Origin of the sequence: Flammeovirga sp. OC4, from assembly GCF_000812565.1 — a bacterium.
GTDB lineage: Bacteria > Bacteroidota > Bacteroidia > Cytophagales > Flammeovirgaceae > Flammeovirga.
Genome location: NZ_JTAM01000107.1, coordinates 1 through 18,497, shown reverse-complemented (window position 1 = coordinate 18,497; position 18,497 = coordinate 1). Strand labels below are relative to the sequence as shown.

The window sequence follows — 18,497 nt, the reverse complement described above, 5'->3', positions numbered from 1 at the left end:
CTAGTCCTGCTTTGTAAAGGCTAGTGTATTCTTCTTCTACTGAATCAACAGAATACACCTCCATTTTCAATTAAGGACACTGTAACCTTCAGTCCTTCAGCGAGGTGAGTTCTCCGAAACTTGTCGGTACTTGTATCGCCTACTATGACCTCTGCTGACTTCTCTTGTTGAACCTGCAACCAAGAGATCTCCCCAAGTAAGGACACCTTCTTTCCGTTGATCCCTGCGACATCTACATAGGCAGCACTGTGTTTTGAATTACAGCGTGATTCCCACGTTCGGACTTCGTAATGATGTGCTTACTCATCCTACCGACTATGCCTCATATATCGTTTTTTGTTCATCAGTACCAACTTTTGCCGTTTGACTTACTTCAGTGCATTCCTCACGGAAAACCACACCTGTAATGCTTCGGGATCGTACTCCGCGCATAAGGGACTTGCACCCTCTAGAAGATTGAACTATATTTAGAAAAATATAGATCGTGCCCATTTTGGGCACACACAATGTATATAGCAAATAGGGCTTTTACGGTTCAGAAAGTCCAAGGCTATTTACCAACAACGCCAAATCGTTGATTTGGCTTTTAAGAATGAAAAATTAAAAACAAAATACAACGCTTTGGCTCAGTGCAAACTTGAAAGATTATCGCTTTCTAATGCCCTACTTGCCATATACTAAACGTTGTGCCTCATAAACCAAGATCATAAATGGACAAAAGACCAATTCTTAATAAAGATATCTCGAAAAATGATTTTCAAGAGTTTTATTGGCTAAAAGAGGAGTTGGTAGACTTTTGTAGAAGTGAAGGGCTATTGACTACGGGAGGGAAAATAGAGATAAGTGGAAGAATTGAGAAGTATATAAAAACAGGAGAAAAGCACTTAAAGTCATCTCCGAATAAGGTTAAGGTTGAATCCAAATTTGATTGGAATAATGAAAAATTAACTCTTGAAACGAAGATTACTGACAATTATAAAAACACTGAAAACGTCCGAGAATTTTTCAAAAATGAAATTGGGAGTCAATTTAAGTTCAATGTTCGATTTATGAATTGGATGAAGTCAAATGCAGGTAAGACACTTGCAGACTCAATTTCAGAATGGAAGAAAATAAAAACTGAAAGTAAGTCGAATCAAAAAGCTAAAGAGATAGCTCCACAATTTGAATACAATAAATATTTAAGAGATTTTTTAGCAGATAACCCAACATTAAATAGAGATTTAGGGATAAAGTTGTGGAAGCTTAAAAAGACAATGAGAGGAAGTAATAAATATGAACGAGAAGATCTAGAATTTTTAAAATAAAAAAACGAGGCACAATCGAGTAGAGCGCCGCTAGGCGATTAGCCTAGCGGAGACCCTCTCACACCACAGTACGTACTCCGAGCTACGCTCCCTCATTTCGAATCTCTTCTCATGAAGGTATACGGCGGTTGATTACCGTTCGGTTAACTTTTTGTAGATGTCCGACATCGCAATATATCCTCTCTTCTCTAGGCGTTCTAGAGTGATGGTTGTAATAAGAATAGGGCTTTGAGCTACTGCCCAGCCTCCTTTCCTCGTTCTGCTCCAAGCGTAAGCCTGATCATAAGATATTCCTAAACGCATTAAGTTTTTGCGTTTCCGTTTGGACTTCGTAATGATGTGCTTACTCATTATACTGCTTATGCCTCATATGCTTCGCTTCGCGATATCCTTTCGAACTCTCGTTCTCAGGAGTGTAAGTCAGCACCAACTTTTGCTATTTGACTTACTTCAGTGCATTCCTCACGGAAAACCACACCTACTAATGTTTCGGGATCGTACTCAGCACATAAGGGACTTGTACCCTCTAGAAGATTGAACTATATTTAGATGAATATAGATCGTGTCCATTTTGGGCACACATTGGCTAATCTCCATCCATCGGGTAACGCACCCACTAGTCGTAGTTTAGCCATTACGTTAGTCTTTATTTTAGTATATCATTTCAATTAGATAAAGAAGATTCTTATTTTTACTATATGGAAAAAAGGTACATAGAAGTAGAAATAGATAAATTAACAAACTCAATAGAGAATGTTATTACAGGTGATAGCTTTAATACTCAAGTTTTACCAATAACAAGCTCTGATATAGAAAAACTTAATCAAGGTTGGAATTTTGATTGGAAAGCTGAAAATAATAGTTCTTCAAAGGTCTTTAAGTTAGTCATTGAAAACAATGAAAATATCATTCAAGGCTTAATAGCTTTAAGTTACCATGATGGTTTCGTCTTTGTTGAACTTATTGAGAGTGCTGATTTCAATATTGGTAGAAATAAAGTTTATTTTGGTGTTGCTGGTAATTTATTTGCTTTTGCTTGTAAAGAATCTTGGGATCGTGGAGATTTTGGCTATGTAGCTTTTAACTCAAAAACCAATTTAATACCTCACTACAATAAGACTTTAGGTGCAAAACAAGTGGGGCAATCAAATCAGATGGTAATTGAACCTGAAGATGCGGTTAAATTATTAAATAGATATTACGGATAAAAAACACATAAAATTATGGGATATATTAAAGAACCAAAAGGTGTTACATTAATTGTTGAAAAAAAGCCATTAACATCAGAAGCAGAAAAATCAATAAAAGATTTTATTCAAAAAAGTAAAAAAAGAAATAAAGAGCTTTTAGATAAATTGTCTTTCGGGAAGAAATAAAAATATAACTGCATCAAATAAACATTATGAACTAAGAACAAATAAAGGCTAGTCAAGTAGAGCGTCGCTAGGCTATCTGCCTAGCGGAGACCCTATCACACCACCGTACGTACTCCGAGCTTCGCTCCCTCATTTCGAATCTCTTCTCATGAAGGTATACGGCGGTTGGTTACCGTTCAGCTAATTTCTTGTAGATATCGGACATAGATGTAGTGCCTGCTTTAGACACTACTTGTTCGATCATTCTACTAAAAATTTAAAACCTAGTCCTGCTTTGCTAAGGCTAACGTGTTCTTCTTCTACTGAATCTACAGAACACGCTTCCATTTTCAATTAAGGACACTGTAACCTTAAGTCCTTCAGCGAGGTGAGTTCTCCGAAACTTGTCGGGACTTGTATCGCCTACTATGACCTCTGCTGACTTCTCTTGTTGAACCTGCAACCAAGAGATCTCCCCAAGTAAGGACACCTTCTTTCCGTTGATCTCTGCGACATCTACATAAACAGCACTGTTTTTCGAATTACAGCGTGATTCCCATGTTCGGACTTCGTAATGATGTGCTTACTCATCCTACCGCCTATGCCTCATATGCCTCGCTTCGCGATATCCTTTCGAACTCTCGTTCTCAGGAGTGTCCAACAGTACCAACTTTTGCCGTTTGACTTACTTCAGTTCATTCCTCACGGAAAACCACCTTGTCACGTGCTAATGCTTCGGGATCGTACTCCGCGCATAAGGGACTTGCACCCTCTAGAAGATTGAACTATATTTAGAAAAATATAAATCGTGCCCATTTTGGGCACACATTAGCTAATCTCCATCCGCTAGTCATAGTTTAGCAAAATCGTTAGCAACGCTAAACTTCCAATAAATTAAAAATAATTATCTTCGTATCCTATGAAAAATATACCAACTAAAGCTTATCAGGATACTTTATCATTAATTCAAAATGAAATAGAGGTATCTCGTACAAAGGCAGTCATCAAAGTTAATGAAGTACAAATGAACCACTATATGAATATTGGGGCAATAATTCATCAACAGCAAAATGAAAATGGTTGGGGAAAATCAATAGTTGAACAACTCTCTAGAGATCTTAAAAATAAATTTCCAAATACAGAAGGTTACTCAAGTAGAAACCTTTGGGATATGAGAAAATTTTTTTCTAGATATTCTGCAAATGAAAAACTGCGACAGCTTGTCGCAGAAATTCCTTGGGGACATAATTTATTAATAATGCAGAAGATTAAAGATGATGATGAGGCAGAATTCTACATAAAGTCCTCTAAAGAATTTGGCTGGAGTAGAAATGTTCTTTTAAATCAGATCAAGGCGAATTCTTATGTACGTTCATTAAGTGAGAATAAGCAACATAATTTTAATCAAACATTACCTGAACATCTTTCAGAACAAGCAGATGAGACTATTAAAAGTTCATATTCATTAGACTTTCTCGGCTTGTCAGGAAGTATTAAAGAAGCTGATTTAGAGGTAGCAATGATCTCTAAGATAAAAGATGTTTTATTAGAATTAGGTCAAGGTTTTGCATTTATTGGTAATCAATATAAACTGAGTTTAGGAGAAAAAGACTATTATCTAGATTTATTATTCTATCATAGAAAATTACAATGCTTGGTAGTTGTAGAGTTAAAAGCAGGTGAATTTAAACCTGAATATGCAGGAAAGTTAAATTTTTATCTTGAACTTTTAGATAACATTGAAAAAGAAGAAAATGAAAACCCCTCAATAGGTATTCTTTTATGTGCTTCAAAAAATACATTAGAAGTAGAATATGCTTTAAGAACAGTAAATAAACCAATAGGTATATCAGAATATCAATTAACTAAAGACCTACCTAAAGCATTAAGAGAATATTTACCAGATGAAGAAGAGCTTATCAAAAAGTTGAAATAACAGTTGCTAATCGAGTAAACTGCCCCGTCAATAAATGACGGGGAGACCCTATCACACCACCGTACGTACTCCGAGCTACGCTCCCTCATTTCGAATCTCTTCTCATGAAGGTATACGGCGGTTGATTACCGTTCGGTTAACTTCTTGTAGATATCGGACATAGAAATATACCCTCTTTTCTCTAACCTTTCTAAGGTAATTGTTTTAACAAGGATAAAACTGGTGTCACCTAGACCCATAATTAAAATTATGGGCTTATGGGAAGACATCTCAATTATCAACCTTTGATGATAATATTCGACTTATCCGTATTAAGATGATTGTCAGAACATGTAAATGATTGAAATAAATCATTTTAGAATAAAAGTCGAAAAGAAGGATAGCTTCCCATAAGCCCATGACTTCGAGTCATGGTGCACGGTATTTTAAAGTACTTCTTTTCGCATATTCCCATTCATTGTTAGTAATATTAAGCTGAAAGGCATTACTACGAACTATATTATATTATTGTTATAAGTTGAAGATTTATACATTTTGCAATGTTCTCAGTGACACCTAACGGCTGAACACCAAGTACAAAGAGGGAAACCACTTGTCACGCACTAATGCTCTGGAATTGTACTCCGTGCATAAGGGACTTGCACCCTCTAGAAGATTGAACTATATTTAGACAAATATAGATCGTGCCCATTTTAGGCACACATTAGCTAAACTCCAATCACGGTTGACGCAACCGCTCAAGAGTTTAGTTATCACATTATAGCTAATAAAAATGGGGAATTTACTCGTTCAATATATTTCAAAATTTATAGATCTAAGTCAAGAAGAAATAGATGCTATGAACCAATATATACCTATCAAAACATTTGAAAAAGGAACTGTTTTAATTAGAGAGGGAGAAGTTTGTGACGTTTGTTATTTTAATTTAAAAGGTCTTGTAAGACAGTACAGGACAATAGAAGGTGAAGAAAAAACTACTTTTTTTTATACAGAGGAACAACCTCTGAATACCATAAAAAGCGTAATGGAAAAATCACCATCACTTTATTCCCTTTCCTGTTTAGAAGACACTACATTGGCAATCGGAACAACCGAAGTTGAACAAGATTTTTTTGAAAGATTCCCTCAGTTTGAAACACTTGGAAGGTTGCTCACTGAGCAAAATAATAGTGAGCTTTTGGAGTCATTTGAGAATTTTAAGCTACAAAGTCCGGAGGAACGGTATTTCGATTTACTCAATAAAAACCCATTACTAATTCAACGGGTAGCTCAGTATCATCTAGCGAGTTATTTAGGGATGACACCAGAGTCTTTGAGTAGAATTAGAAAAAGAACTGCATTTAAATCCTAATCATCTTTTACTCCTTTTATCAACAACCATAAACAAAAGGAAAACTCTCCTATCATGGCAACCATCAACCCAGGATACGAAAGTGATTTGTATGCAGGATCTATGAAATAGATCAAAAATTCAATTAGATGTCCAAGACAAGATAACATCAACAGAATACCTATGATACTCGGGAATTTCTTGGATTTCCAAACCAAAAAACCTAGAGGAAGAAGCCATAAACCAAAAAATATTTGAGCAGTAAGATACATGTACAAATGTTTTGTTAGTGAAAACATCACATGTGTATGCAGGTCCAGTTGGCTCCAAGCAAGAAATTCGTTCGTCAGTAATAGTATAGCAGAAAATTGGTAAAATGTACTCACGCAAAGTAAAACTGAACTTACTAGGGTAAACAGTAAAAACAATAATGACAATGTTTGATTATATTTTGTGAAAATGGAATGAAGTACTACTGCCAATAAGGTGTAGCAAACAATCATAACGAAATCACTCAAGATGCCTATTCGGAACAAAAGTTCTGAACTAAGGATGTTAGCAACCGTTTGACTTACGTTCCCTTCAACAATTACAATGGAACGGATGTATTCAGATGAACTACCAAATAGAATAACAAGTAGGTAAAAAACACCTGCAATTCGAGCGCTCCTCTTTAAGGAATTATTTTTTATTATTTCAATCATTTTTACTCAGTTGATCTATGCGTTTTAGTATATCTATGGGGCCTTTAGGAAAAAATGCTTTTAACATAAAGTTGGGGACATTCACAGTAGGTGAAATTTTTGCCGTTGTATTTATCTCGACCTTACCGCTAATAAGCTTTTTAATCGTGAAAGTCATGCTATAGTCAGTCAGACGATTTACCCCTAACGATTTGTAAGACGAAGGACTTGCTTCTATTTGGAATGTAGCTTTCTCATTTTCATAATTTATACTAGAAATCATAAAGGCTACACAATCCGAATTTTTAAATGGCCAAGTGGGCTCAAAAAAATAGTAGATCAGTGATTTATTTTCTGAAATAGAATCGAGTAATCTACTCTCTTTCTCGTTGATTATTATTTTATGATTTCCTACGTTTTTTAGGATGAGCACACATCTTTCAAAATCAACATCAAATTGGGTCGTCGCTTCGTACTCAAGAAATTTCTTCTTACCTAATTCCCCTTTAACAGAATATACCTTACTCTTTACCAAAAAATTCCCATCTTTCGAAGTCTGAACTTTCCAATCAGTTTTAGTTTGAGAAAAAACTGATAACGTAAGAAGAAAAGTTACCGTTGTTACGATTAAAGTTCTGCATAGATTCATATTTTTATACTGCATTTGTTGTTTAACAAAGAAATACCCTTTTCAACAAACAAGTGATTGACTTAAGTTAAGAAAGTAAAAAAAGCTATAATCGAGTAAACTGCCCTGCCAATAAATGGCGGGGAGAGCCTATCACACCACCGTACATACTCCGAGCTATGCTCCCTCATTTCGAATCTCTTCTCATGAAGGTATACGGCGGTTGATTACTGTTCAGCTAATTTCTTGTAGATATCTAGCATAAGAATATATCCTCATTTCTTGAGTCATTCTAATATAATAGTAGTAATAAGAATAAGAACAGGTGGTAACTAGACCCATAATTGAAATTATGGGCTTTTGGGAAGACATCTCAATTATCAGCTTTTAATTATAAAATTCGGCTTATCGGTATTAAAAATGGTTGTTAGTACTCGTAAATTATTAAAATAACTCTTTCTCAGAATGAAAGTCGAAAAGAAAGATAACTTCCAATAAACCCATGACTTCTAGTCATGGTGCACGGTGTTTTAAACTACCTCTTTTGGCATATTTCCCCTTTACTGTTCGTAGTATCAAGCCGGTAGGCGTTACTACGAACCATATTATTGTTTAAGTTTTTAACTTATAACAATAATACTGAGAACAGAGAGGGAAGCCACCCTGTTACATATTAATGCTTCGGGATTGTACTCCCTACATCAGAGGTTTGCACCCTCTAGAAGATTGAACTATATTTAGACAAATATAGAAAGTGACCATTTTGGGCACACACATCAAATAAACTCCAATCACGGTTGACGCAATCGCTCCCGAGTTTAGTAATCACGTTAGAGTTAATGAAATGAATGAACTAAAAAGACTTCAATCTTGGTATAAGAACCAGTGTGATGGTGATTGGGAGCATTCATATGGAGTGAAAATTGAAACCTTAGATAATCCTGGTTGGTCTTTGAAATGCTTTTTAGCCGAGTCATTCTCTCTACAATAATTTAAACCAAAAATTTTGACAAAAAAATGTTCTGGAATAGAAAGCCAAAATGTCCGATATCTACTGAGGATAAAAAATGGGTAGAAGAAATGTTAGATTGGGTAAATATCAACTTTATTGATATTATAGAACAGCCTATGATTTTACCAACAAACAGATTTTTTAATATTAAATTTGAAGCAACTCAAGAATGTGCTAAAGAACTTTTTGAAAACATCTGTATGTATTTTCAAGTAAATCCTTACCATATTTCTATTGAGTTCTATGATAATAGAACAACTGTACTTGACCATACAGTTTCAATACAAAATGATGAAGATGGACATGTTGGTTTATTTAGCATGGATGGTGAATCCAATATGATTCTGATTGAAAGAGGCCTATTAAACAATCCGCAAGCTTTAATAGCTACAATAGCTCATGAATTATGTCATTATATTATCATGGAAGAGAAAGGTTACTACTTTGAAGAATATGAAAATGAACTTCGAACAGATTTGACAGCTATTGCATATGGGTTTGGATTATTTTTAGGTAATACTAAATTTAATTTTAATCAGTGGTCATCAGGTGGAATGCAAGGTTGGTCTAGTTCAAGTCAAGGATATTTACCTCAAAAAGTTATCGCTTACGCTATGGCAGAAATATGCATGCGTAAACGGGATTTAGAACCTGAAGTTTTACAATATGCAAATAAAAGTTTTAAAAAAGATTTGCAAAAAAGTCTAAAGTACTTAAAGTCAATATACAGTATCAATCGCTAACCTCCATCCATTGGGTGACTTACCCGCTGGTCGTAATTTAGCCATTACGTTGTGTACAAGCAGGAGAAACAAGCAGATTACAATTAAATGATGAATAATAGACCCAAATTAAATACTAGAATTTCGATAGATGATTTCAAAAACTTTTATTGGTATAAAGAGGAATTGATAGATTTTTGCCGTTCTGAGAATTTAGATAAAAGAGGAGGCAAGATTGAGTTAGCAAAACGGATTGAGAAATATTTGCAAACAGGAGAACGGTTACCATATCAAGAGAAAAAATCAAAAACATCAAGATTTGACTGGAACACTGAAGAATTGACAATTGAAACAGAAATTACAGACAGTTATAAGAACACAGAGAATGTAAGAGAATTCTTCAAAAATCAGATAGGTGGTAAATTTAAGTTCAATGTAAAATTTATGAATTGGATGAAAACTGCACAAGGTAAAACTTTAGGAGATGCCGTTGAGCAGTGGATTTCGATTAAAACTGAAATGCGAACAAACAAAAAAGAAAAACAGATTGCTCCGCAGTTTGAGTATAATACTTATATTCGAGATTTTATGAAAGATAATCCTGATAAATCATTACAGGAAGCAATTAACTGTTGGAAAATTAAGAAGTCAAAACCTGGAGATAATAAATACACTAAATCTGACTTGAAATGATTGGTGTAAAGCAAAAAATAATTGAGAACCATTACTATACCGATCTTGTGTACGGTAGGATTAATAAAAAGCTTACTTCTAACCTTTCAAATGGACAAATTGAATTGTTTATTGACAAGATTTTAAAAGAAACTGACGAAAAATCCTATGTCAAGAAAGGGAAAAATTATTATGTAACTAACTCTGATAAGAATGTCAGAATTACAATAAATTCAAATACTTTTAGAGTGATAACTGTAGATAAATTGAAATGAATGAATACCAGCACACAATCGAGTAGACTGCCCTGTCAATAAATGACGGGGAGACCCTCTCACACCACCGTACGTACTCTGAACTACGCTCCCTCATTTCGAATCTCTTCTCATGATGGTATACGGCGGTTGATTACCGTTCGGTTAACTTTTTGTAGATGTCCGACATTGCAATATATCCTCTCTTTTCAAGGCGTTCTAGAGTGATGGTTGTAATTAGAATTGGACTCTGAGCGACTGCCCATCCGCCTTTCCTCGTTCTGCTCCAAGCGAAGGCCTGATCATAAGATATTCCTAAACGCATTAAGTTTTTGCGTTTTCGTTCCACCTTTTTCCAATGATGCCAGATGCATAATCGAAGACGAATACCAACTTTTAACTTACTTCAGTACAATCCTCACGGAAAACCACACCTGCTAATACTTCGGGATCGTACTCCTTATATAAGTGACTTGAACTCTCTAGAAGATTGAACTATATATTAGATTAATATAGATCGTGCCCATTTTGGGCACACACACGCGTGAAAAATGAATAGCTCACTACGTTGTCTAAGTCATTTTAGTGCCAAAGTGTTGTGCTTCATACTGAAAAATCAAAATATGAGGTTACTTACCCAAAATTGAAATCGATATTTATGAACAATATTAATACAGGATTTGATTTAAAAATGATACCTTAATTCTTCTCGAATATGGATAGAGTTTGTTTAAGAAAAGTAGAAATAATAAAAGAAGGAAACCACAAAAGGAACTGAATTTTGTAGCATTTAAATCAATTGCATGTATTTTTTTATCACATTCAGTTGCTACATTATAGCTTTAAGAATTTATTTCTATAAGCTGAAGGAGAGCATTTCATTAGTTTTTTAAATTGATAATTGAAATTTGCGATATTAGGATACCCACATTCTTCTGCTATTAAAGCAATATTTTTTTCCGAAATTAATAATTCCTTGCTCGCCTTTTTGATGCGAAATTCATTTAAATAATTAAAAAATGTTTTCCGTGTAATTTTTTTAAAGAATCTACAAAATGCAGATTCGGTCATATTAATTACTCTAGCTATATCTTTCAGATTAATCTTATTCGAATAATTATTCGATACATATGAATACACTGAATTAATTCTTAGTAAATTATTACTATCTGAATGTTCCTCATTAATGGATACGCCAATAATCCTATACTCCTCTGTTTCCACTAATAAATTAAACAATTCTATTAAAGCAGTTAAGCGCTTTTCACTAGGTAAATTATAGATTTTTAGCATTAAATTCTGTAGTGCTTCTAATCTTGCTCCTTTAAATTGTATCCCTCTTGTTGCTTTTTTACATAGCTTGTAAAATGGATTTAATTCAGGTATCTCCTTTAGGTTTAATCCCATGAAATCCTCTTTGAAATGAATAACCAGTATATCGTAATTGGAACTATTCTCATCAATCTGATAATAATGTGGTGTATTTTTTCCTATCAACACTAAATCACCAGCATCAAACTCTTCTAATACTCCTGAAATGAATCGCTTGCCTTTGGCATTAATTACATAAGCTATTTCAAGCTCTTCGTGGTAATGAAAAATACCTTGAGGACATGGATCTGTAAATTTTCTAATGGCAAATGATTGATTAGTATTTCGTTCTATTTTTTCAATAACAGGCTGCATTATTCTTCATTTTTAGCTAAAACTAGAAAAAATCATACACAAAAGACAATATTCAATAACAATTGACCAAAATATTGTTAACTATCACTACCTAATCATCTTCATTTTTGTATTAAATAATTTTTTAAATAATAATAATTTGAGATGAAATCATTATTCTTTTTATTACCAGCAATGTTTATCATTTTGATTGGTTGTACACAAAAAAATCAAAGTATGCAAGGTAAAGAAAACCCATACAGAAGCTCACCTTATGTGAAAATTAAACATCCAGAATGGAGCAAAAATGCAACTATATATGAGGCAAACATTCGCCAATATACCAAAGAAGGAACCTTCAAATCATTTGAGGAACACCTTCCTAGATTAAAAAAAATGGGTATCGACATTATTTGGTTAATGCCAATTCACCCAATTGGAGAGAAAAACAGAAAAGGAGGTCGAGGAAGTTATTATTCTGTAAAAGATTACTATGCGGTTAATCCTGAGTTTGGTACAATGGAAGATTTCAAATCATTGGTGGATAAAATTCATGACATGGGGATGTATGTAATCATAGACTGGGTTGCGAATCATTCTGCTTGGGACAATAAACTAACAGAAGAACACCCTGAATGGTATACCAAGGATCATAATGGTAATTTTAGACCAACACCTTGGTACGACTGGGAGGATATTATCGATTTTGATTATGAAAACGAGGGTATTCGAGAGTACATGACCAATGCATTAAAATACTGGGTAAAAGAAACAAATATAGATGGCTATCGTTGTGATGTAGCTGGATTCATGCCTACAAATTTTTGGAATCAAGCACGAAAAGAACTTGATGAAATTAAACCCGTATTTATGTTGGCAGAATGGGAATCTAGAGATTTACACGAACATGCATTTGATATGACCTATTCGTGGAGTTTGTATGAAAAACTTCATGAAACAGCATTAGGGAAAAAAACGGTGAACCAAGGGCTGTATGAATATTTTGCACATCATGAAAATACATTCCCTGAAAATGCTTACCGAATGCTCTTCGTAGATAACCATGATAAAAACTCTTGGGAAGGGACCATGTTTTCGCAATTTGGAAAAGGTTTAGACGCTTCTATTGTATTGACTTGTGTAGCAGATGGTATGCCACTAGTTTATACAGGACAAGAGGCAGGAATGGACAAGCAATTGAAATTTTTCGAAAAGGATCTTGTAGATTGGAAACATAGCAAATACACTGATCTATACACAAAACTTTTTGAATTAAAGCATAAAAATAAAGCGCTGTGGAATGGAAAATATGGAGGCGAAATGATTGCTGTAGTTCATAACAAACCAAAATCCGTACTTGCCTTTACTCGTGAAATGGAGGGTGACAAAGTATTTGTTGTATTTAACTTTTCCGATCAAGAAGAAACCGTAAAATTAAGTGGGAATAACCAAAATGGAAATTATACAGAATACTTTAGTGGGAGAAAAGTAACATTCCAAGGTGGAGAATCATTAACAATACCTGCGTGGGGTTATCAAGTATATGTAAAGTAGTAGGATAAGTATTAAGTCAATAAAAATTCATCTAAAACAGGTGGGCTAAATCAAAAATATTTAGCTCACCTGTTTTTTTATTATAATGAACTCACCTTATAAAATAAGACATATTTTCTACTACAAAACCACAAACAAAAATTGTGTATTTTTACGTAATACATAATATATAATACATTTATTCTAATATTAGAAAAAACAAAAAACCAACTTCTCTTCTAATCTAAACATACTTTAAAATGTTTAACAATTTATTTAAATGGCATTTTTAAGTCAGATATAAGCTTTCCTTATATTTGATTATAATTTCATTACACAATAATCACTCACAATGAATAGAAGAAAATTTTTCAAAAACGGCTCACTTTTCGCCCTAGGGGCATCAGTATTAAATCCTTTAAATGCAGGTGCAACACCTAAAGATTTTGATACTTATAAAAAGAGCAAAAAAGCTAAAAATATCATCATACTTGTAAGTGATGGAATGAGTACTGGCACCTTAAATATGGCAGACTTGTACTTGTCTAGAAAAATGGGAACAGGTTCTAATTGGCTTCAATTGTATAGAGATAATAAAGCTACTCGTGGCCTTATGGATATGGCTTCTCTAAACTCTATTGTAACCGATTCAGCTGCTGCAAGTTCTTCTTGGGGAGGTGGATTTAGAATTAATAATGGAGGGCTTAATACTAGTCCAACTGGGGAAAAACACTTACCAATTTGGCAAAAGTTTAAAAAAGCTGGTAAAATGGCGGGTTGTGTTACTACTGTTCCAATTACACATGCTACTCCTGCAGGATTTTGTGTTAATAGTAAAACACGTAAAGACCAAGCAGGAATTGCAGAAAAGTATCTAGGCTTAAACTTTGATATTATGATGGGAGGCGGAAATGAGTATTTCTCTCCTGACAAACGAGAGGATAAGGTTGATATGTATCAAAAGTTTGCCAATAAAGGCTATGAGGTTGTAAAGACTAGAGAGCAGATGTTAGCAGCTAATACCAAAAAACCAATTTTAGGTGTGTTTTCTGATGGTGGTTTGCCTTATACTATAGATAGAAATAACGACAAAGAGTTAGCTAAAAACGTTCCTACACTTGCTGAAATGACTCAGAAAGCTATCGATAGAATGAAAAATCATCCTGAAGGTTTTGTATTGCAAGTAGAAGCTGGAAAAGTAGATTGGGCTGCTCATGGAAATGATATTGCTGGTTTAATTTATGACCAAACTGCTCATGACGAAGCTGTAAAAGTGGCAATTGATTTTGCTGATTCCAATGATGATACTTTAGTGATCATTACTACTGACCATGGCAACTCTAATCCAGGAACAATTTCTGGTAGTAACGCTAATAAGAACTTTGATAGCATTCAAAACTACAAACATTCAAACGAATGGATATTAAATGGTATTAGCAGAGAATCCACTATCCAACAGATTAAGGAACGTATTGAATATGCTAATAATTTTGAGGTAACAGATAAAGAAGCAATAGCTCTTTTAAAAAGTTATGCCATTATCAAAACTGAAGATGGTTTGTATAATCCACGAAATTTACCTTTTAAATTGATGGCTGAAATACAAAAACAACATAACTCAGTAAGTTGGATTAGTCAGCATCACTCTTCAGATTATGTAGAGATAGCAATGTATGGTCCGGGTAGTGATTTGTTAAAGCCTTTTATTAAAAATACAGATTTACATTATTTAATGCTAGAAGCTGCTGAAGTAGAAAATAAGTTTTAAAATAAATCTATGTAAGTAGAATGTTATAAGAGCAGACTCTCCTAGTCAATAAATGACCGGAGAGTCTCTCACATCCCGTACTAACTTCGGCCTATGCTCCCTCATTTCTAATCTCTTCTCATAATGGTTTACGGCAGTTGATTACCATTCAGCTAACTTTTTGTAGATGTCGAACATAGAAATATATCCTCTCTTCTTAAATCTTTCTAAAGTAATAAGAATAAAAACAGGCATTAACTAGACCCATAATTTTAATTATGGGCTTTTGTGAGTACACCTCAATTATCAACTTTTAATTATAACATTCGGCTTATCCGCATTAAAAATGGTTGCTAACACTCGTAATTTATTGAAATAAATCATTTTAGAATGAAAGTCGAAAAGAAGTATAACTTCCCAAAAGCCCATGACTTCTAGTCATGGTGCACGGTGTTTTAAACTACTTCTTTTGGCATATTCCCCTTTACTGTTTGTAGTATTAAGCCGATAGGCATTGCATTTGATATTTGTTCAGAGATGAATACTTCTTTTCTTAAAGTTCCTCCACCAAATCTTTTTTATCTTCTTGCTTGGAATAGGTATTTGTAAATGTATTTTTTGATCTATCAGAATAGAACATATAAGGTATCCATATTATACATCGCAGAAATGATTTACCTATTTCTTTTACTTCTTCTTGAACTTCACTGACTGTTAGTTTTTCGACTAAAGAATCATAAAGTACGTTATCAATGACTTGAAAGATCAATCTTGATAAAAGTAATACAGCGTAAACATATTTTGTGCTTGTTCTCTTTTGGAAAAACAGTACTATGGCCAATACAGATAAAACAATACTAATTGAGTTCGCAACAAACTCGAAAATTACAATCAAGAATAAAGAAATACTATTTTCAGAAGCTTCTAGACCACTCCAGAAATAGGAATCAAAATAACCTGTAGCGAAGAAGTCATAAGTAAGCTTCAATGGAGAAATTACAGCACCTATCGCTAATAAAATTAACCACCCACCAATTGGCTGACTTTCATTTTCAACTAATGAAGGTGGATTAAAACCATAATAGAATTTACGAGCAAAGTACCCCAATATCGTCCATAAAAAAAGAACAAGAATAACACTCGCGTAACTTATACTTACACCGGAACCTATAGCATTTTCGTCAAAATTTAAATTCCATGTGATAGAATAATCCCCATTATCCCACACATTCTCTCCTTCTTTTACTATTTTCTTTGCAATGCCTGCATTTACATAATTAGAATCTTGCTTATAATTATAACTCACTATATACTGATTGGAGGTTAAGCCCGCTGTTACTGCAAAATCAAAAGTGAAAAATTCGTTTTCTACATGCTTATCTTCAGGTCCTAACGCCCAATCTGTATCTGCGGGTAAAGTAACCGTTGTTTCTTGATGATAATCTAAAGGTTCTCCAATATAATAGGGTGTTTCCCTTTGATGCACTTTGTTAAATGAAACATTAGTATACAATACAAATGGTGATACTCTATAGAGAATAATCATACTGTCCAATGTTTCTTCCCAAATGTTATCGGTATGGTAATACTCTTCTATGATTACTTTACCTGATCCATTCTTATCATTATCAAAAAACTTCACTGGCTTTGATGCAGTCACTCCGTCATATAGATTGGCATAAAATTCCTCGTATTCATCTGTAATGTAATCATGATCATTATTGGAGAAAAATGCTCGAATGTTATCCGCTTTTGAACCGGAAAATTCTGTTCTTAAAAGAATGTCAGCTCCTCCACCCATAGAATCAATTTCCACTAATTCTTTGATGTTAATTTTATTTTGAACTGTTTTTGGAAGTTCGGTAAGTACATTATTTCCTTTCTTAATCACCAATCCCCAACAAAAGTTTGGAGTCGCATAGTTTTGTAAATTCCCCCCTTGATTACTGATCGTTGGATCGATATAATACTTTTCTCCTTCATAGATTACTTGTACAATACAATGATTAAATTGAGAAGGAGATGGAATATCTTGGTTTAATTCTTTACCCCTAGTATGCACCAACATAGGATACGCCTCTATATTTTCCTCACGAAGTAAAGCAACCAACAACAGAGACTTGTCTTTACAATCTCCATAACGTTGATTATATACTTGCATTGGACTATGAGGTTGGTAAGCATTAATACCATTTTCTACACCCATATATCTGATTTCATCTTGAATAAAGTGAATCCATGACAAAATTTTCGATTCTCTAGAAGTACCCTTAAATTTTACTTTTTCCTTTTTCCAAATCTTAATTATTTCATTGCGATTGTAAGTATACTTAGGCAATGCCCAATCTACGACCTCACCCCAACTCTGGTAAGTTGAAACTTGCACCCTCCTAAAACCATTATACCAAGCCGTTTCACTTTCTTCGTATTTATAATCTTCCATGCCACTACCACTCTGCGTCAAAATTTGCAGATCCCCTTTTATTTCTTTTTGAAAAGGAATAGCGCCATTAAATGTTTTTTCAATCAATTGGTCCTCTTTTGGAAGAATCAACTTTGTGTAAATATGAGCTACAGGTGTAGAATGATTTTGGTAGTAAGTATAGCCAAATTTATCATTGTAAAAAGGATGAAAACCTTTTCTAGTAAAGGCATAAGAGATGATATCGCCTTTTCTTACATCTTTTAATTGATGTATAGCCGACATATTACCACTGTAGAGGTAGCTTTGTAAATTGGTTTCTTGACGAATTACCTCAAACTTTTGGACATCAAGTTTATTGATCTTTTTGCCATTCCTTATGATCTCTAATTTGTGAATTTGAATGGTTTGAAAAGAAGGATCAAAAATAATATTAAAATCAGATGACGATTGCACTGCATCTGCATCCATCACCTTATAGACCTGCTCATAATACGCCTCTTGAGTCAGTCGGTTGGTCTGATCAGAAATCAATAAATATTGAGTACCAATGCCTTTTTTATCTTTAAAAGCATCATCATTGTATTCAATTTGATCTACCCATGCTGGAATTGGTGTTTTCTTAAAGTATTTATTCTGGGCTTGTAGAGAAAAACTAAGTAAAAAAAGTAAGCCAATAAAAAGTCTGCTCATGAAATTGATTGTTGAAGTTCACCTTAAATTGTAAATATATAGTATCTAAAATGATTATAAAGAATTCACCGTTATTTTTCTAATATTTAAGTACATGTACTGCATTGTAAACTAAATTAACGTCAACTTAAAATCGACCTTTTTACCAAAATTTACAGGCTCTACTTTCAAACTTCCTTCTTCTTTTTTCCATTGATGAAAAACGTAGCAAAAAATCTAGGCTTAGAAGTCAAAAACTAAATTCCATTCCTCTCGACTAAATGATTTTTAAAGGCTCCATACATGAAATTCTTAACGCTTTTCACTTCAAGGTCGGGGGGAAAACTACCAAACTAAAATGGTAGAAAACTCAATGGCGCGAATGTTAAGGGTTAGCGACATTCCTGCCTTACAGATCAGCAGAAATCTCCCGATTTCTAAATATTCAAAAAATTAGTTTACAAGGTTTTTGGCACCTCCATATAAGAAATAACTATATCAATATAAAAACAATCAATTTTACAAATACCCAATCCCCTCGTATGTTTGTATCGTAATC

17 protein-coding genes are annotated in these 18,497 nt (G+C 33.9%); 11 read left to right on the top strand and 6 right to left on the bottom strand.

Annotated features, from left to right (window positions below; translation table 11 throughout):
* Positions 1-710 precede the first annotated feature (710 nt).
* Positions 711-1,307, top strand: coding sequence for a DUF6434 domain-containing protein (locus PL77_RS28505; protein WP_044213073.1), 597 nt, complete (start codon positions 711-713; stop codon positions 1,305-1,307).
* Between the two features lie 132 nt (positions 1,308-1,439).
* Here PL77_RS28505 and PL77_RS31640 read toward each other — a convergent pair whose 3' ends face one another.
* A complete protein-coding gene (locus PL77_RS31640) occupies positions 1,440-1,658 on the bottom strand; it encodes a hypothetical protein (protein ID WP_216595951.1) in 219 nt (72 codons plus the stop codon).
* A gap of 347 nt (positions 1,659-2,005) precedes the next feature.
* Between PL77_RS31640 and PL77_RS28500 the strand changes: the two genes are divergently transcribed.
* The 4 genes from PL77_RS28500 to PL77_RS28490 all read left to right on the top strand — a co-directional run bounded on the left by PL77_RS28500 (position 2,006) and on the right by PL77_RS28490 (position 5,949).
* Positions 2,006-2,515, top strand: a complete 510-nt coding sequence (locus PL77_RS28500) for a hypothetical protein (protein ID WP_044213071.1) — start codon at positions 2,006-2,008, stop codon at positions 2,513-2,515.
* Between the two features lie 15 nt (positions 2,516-2,530).
* Positions 2,531-2,683, top strand: coding sequence for a hypothetical protein (locus PL77_RS32095; RefSeq protein WP_172665970.1), 153 nt, complete (start codon positions 2,531-2,533; stop codon positions 2,681-2,683).
* An 898-nt stretch (positions 2,684-3,581) separates the two neighbouring features.
* On the top strand, positions 3,582-4,598 hold the full coding sequence (locus PL77_RS28495) for a YhcG family protein (RefSeq protein WP_044213069.1): 1,017 nt from the start codon (positions 3,582-3,584) through the stop codon (positions 4,596-4,598).
* Between the two features lie 772 nt (positions 4,599-5,370).
* The gene (locus PL77_RS28490) at positions 5,371-5,949 is read left to right on the top strand and encodes a Crp/Fnr family transcriptional regulator (protein WP_044213068.1); all 579 of its coding nucleotides are present in this window, start codon (positions 5,371-5,373) and stop codon (positions 5,947-5,949) included.
* Here PL77_RS28490 and PL77_RS28485 read toward each other — a convergent pair.
* Together PL77_RS28485 and PL77_RS28480 are read right to left on the bottom strand one after the other, a co-directional pair.
* Positions 5,946-6,632: a DUF4386 domain-containing protein gene (locus PL77_RS28485; protein WP_044213067.1), complete on the bottom strand. Its 687-nt coding sequence runs from the start codon at positions 6,630-6,632 to the stop codon at positions 5,946-5,948. The genes PL77_RS28490 and PL77_RS28485 overlap by 4 nt on opposite strands.
* On the bottom strand, positions 6,625-7,275 hold the full coding sequence (locus PL77_RS28480; protein WP_044213065.1) for a hypothetical protein: 651 nt from the start codon (positions 7,273-7,275) through the stop codon (positions 6,625-6,627). Before PL77_RS28480 ends, PL77_RS28485 begins: the two co-directional genes overlap by 8 nt.
* 808 nt (positions 7,276-8,083) lie before the next feature.
* Here PL77_RS28480 and PL77_RS32605 point away from each other — a divergent pair.
* From PL77_RS32605 to PL77_RS32600, 4 genes are all read left to right on the top strand, one after another.
* Positions 8,084-8,230, top strand: coding sequence for an Imm53 family immunity protein (locus tag PL77_RS32605; RefSeq protein ID WP_082026784.1), 147 nt, complete (start codon positions 8,084-8,086; stop codon positions 8,228-8,230).
* A 26-nt stretch (positions 8,231-8,256) separates the two neighbouring features.
* Positions 8,257-8,994 (top strand): hypothetical protein, encoded by a 738-nt coding sequence (locus PL77_RS28475; RefSeq protein ID WP_044213064.1) that lies wholly within the window; start codon positions 8,257-8,259, stop codon positions 8,992-8,994.
* An 87-nt stretch (positions 8,995-9,081) separates the two neighbouring features.
* Positions 9,082-9,666, top strand: a complete 585-nt coding sequence (locus PL77_RS28470) for a DUF6434 domain-containing protein (protein WP_082026783.1) — start codon at positions 9,082-9,084, stop codon at positions 9,664-9,666.
* Positions 9,663-9,920 carry a DUF3781 domain-containing protein gene (locus tag PL77_RS32600; protein WP_044213062.1) on the top strand — a complete coding sequence of 86 codons (258 nt, stop codon included), beginning with the start codon at positions 9,663-9,665 and terminating at the stop codon, positions 9,918-9,920. Before PL77_RS28470 ends, PL77_RS32600 begins: the two co-directional genes overlap by 4 nt.
* A gap of 133 nt (positions 9,921-10,053) precedes the next feature.
* On the opposite strand, the gene PL77_RS31625 is transcribed toward PL77_RS32600, so the two are convergent.
* Positions 10,054-10,224, bottom strand: coding sequence for a hypothetical protein (locus PL77_RS31625; protein ID WP_253274028.1), 171 nt, complete (start codon positions 10,222-10,224; stop codon positions 10,054-10,056).
* A 509-nt stretch (positions 10,225-10,733) separates the two neighbouring features.
* A complete protein-coding gene (locus PL77_RS28460) occupies positions 10,734-11,585 on the bottom strand; it encodes an AraC family transcriptional regulator (RefSeq protein WP_044213060.1) in 852 nt (283 codons plus the stop codon).
* 144 nt (positions 11,586-11,729) lie between these two features.
* Between PL77_RS28460 and PL77_RS28455 the strand changes: the two genes are divergently transcribed.
* Both PL77_RS28455 and PL77_RS28450 read left to right on the top strand, forming a co-directional pair.
* Positions 11,730-13,118 carry an alpha-amylase family glycosyl hydrolase gene (locus PL77_RS28455; protein WP_156152590.1) on the top strand — a complete coding sequence of 463 codons (1,389 nt, stop codon included), beginning with the start codon at positions 11,730-11,732 and terminating at the stop codon, positions 13,116-13,118.
* 331 nt (positions 13,119-13,449) lie between these two features.
* Entirely contained in the window at positions 13,450-14,865 is a 1,416-nt protein-coding gene (locus PL77_RS28450; protein WP_044213058.1) for an alkaline phosphatase, read from the top strand.
* A 532-nt stretch (positions 14,866-15,397) separates the two neighbouring features.
* On the opposite strand, the gene PL77_RS28445 is transcribed toward PL77_RS28450, so the two are convergent.
* On the bottom strand, positions 15,398-17,959 hold the full coding sequence (locus PL77_RS28445) for a DUF3857 domain-containing protein (RefSeq protein WP_044213056.1): 2,562 nt from the start codon (positions 17,957-17,959) through the stop codon (positions 15,398-15,400).
* Positions 17,960-18,497: the final 538 nt, after the last annotated feature.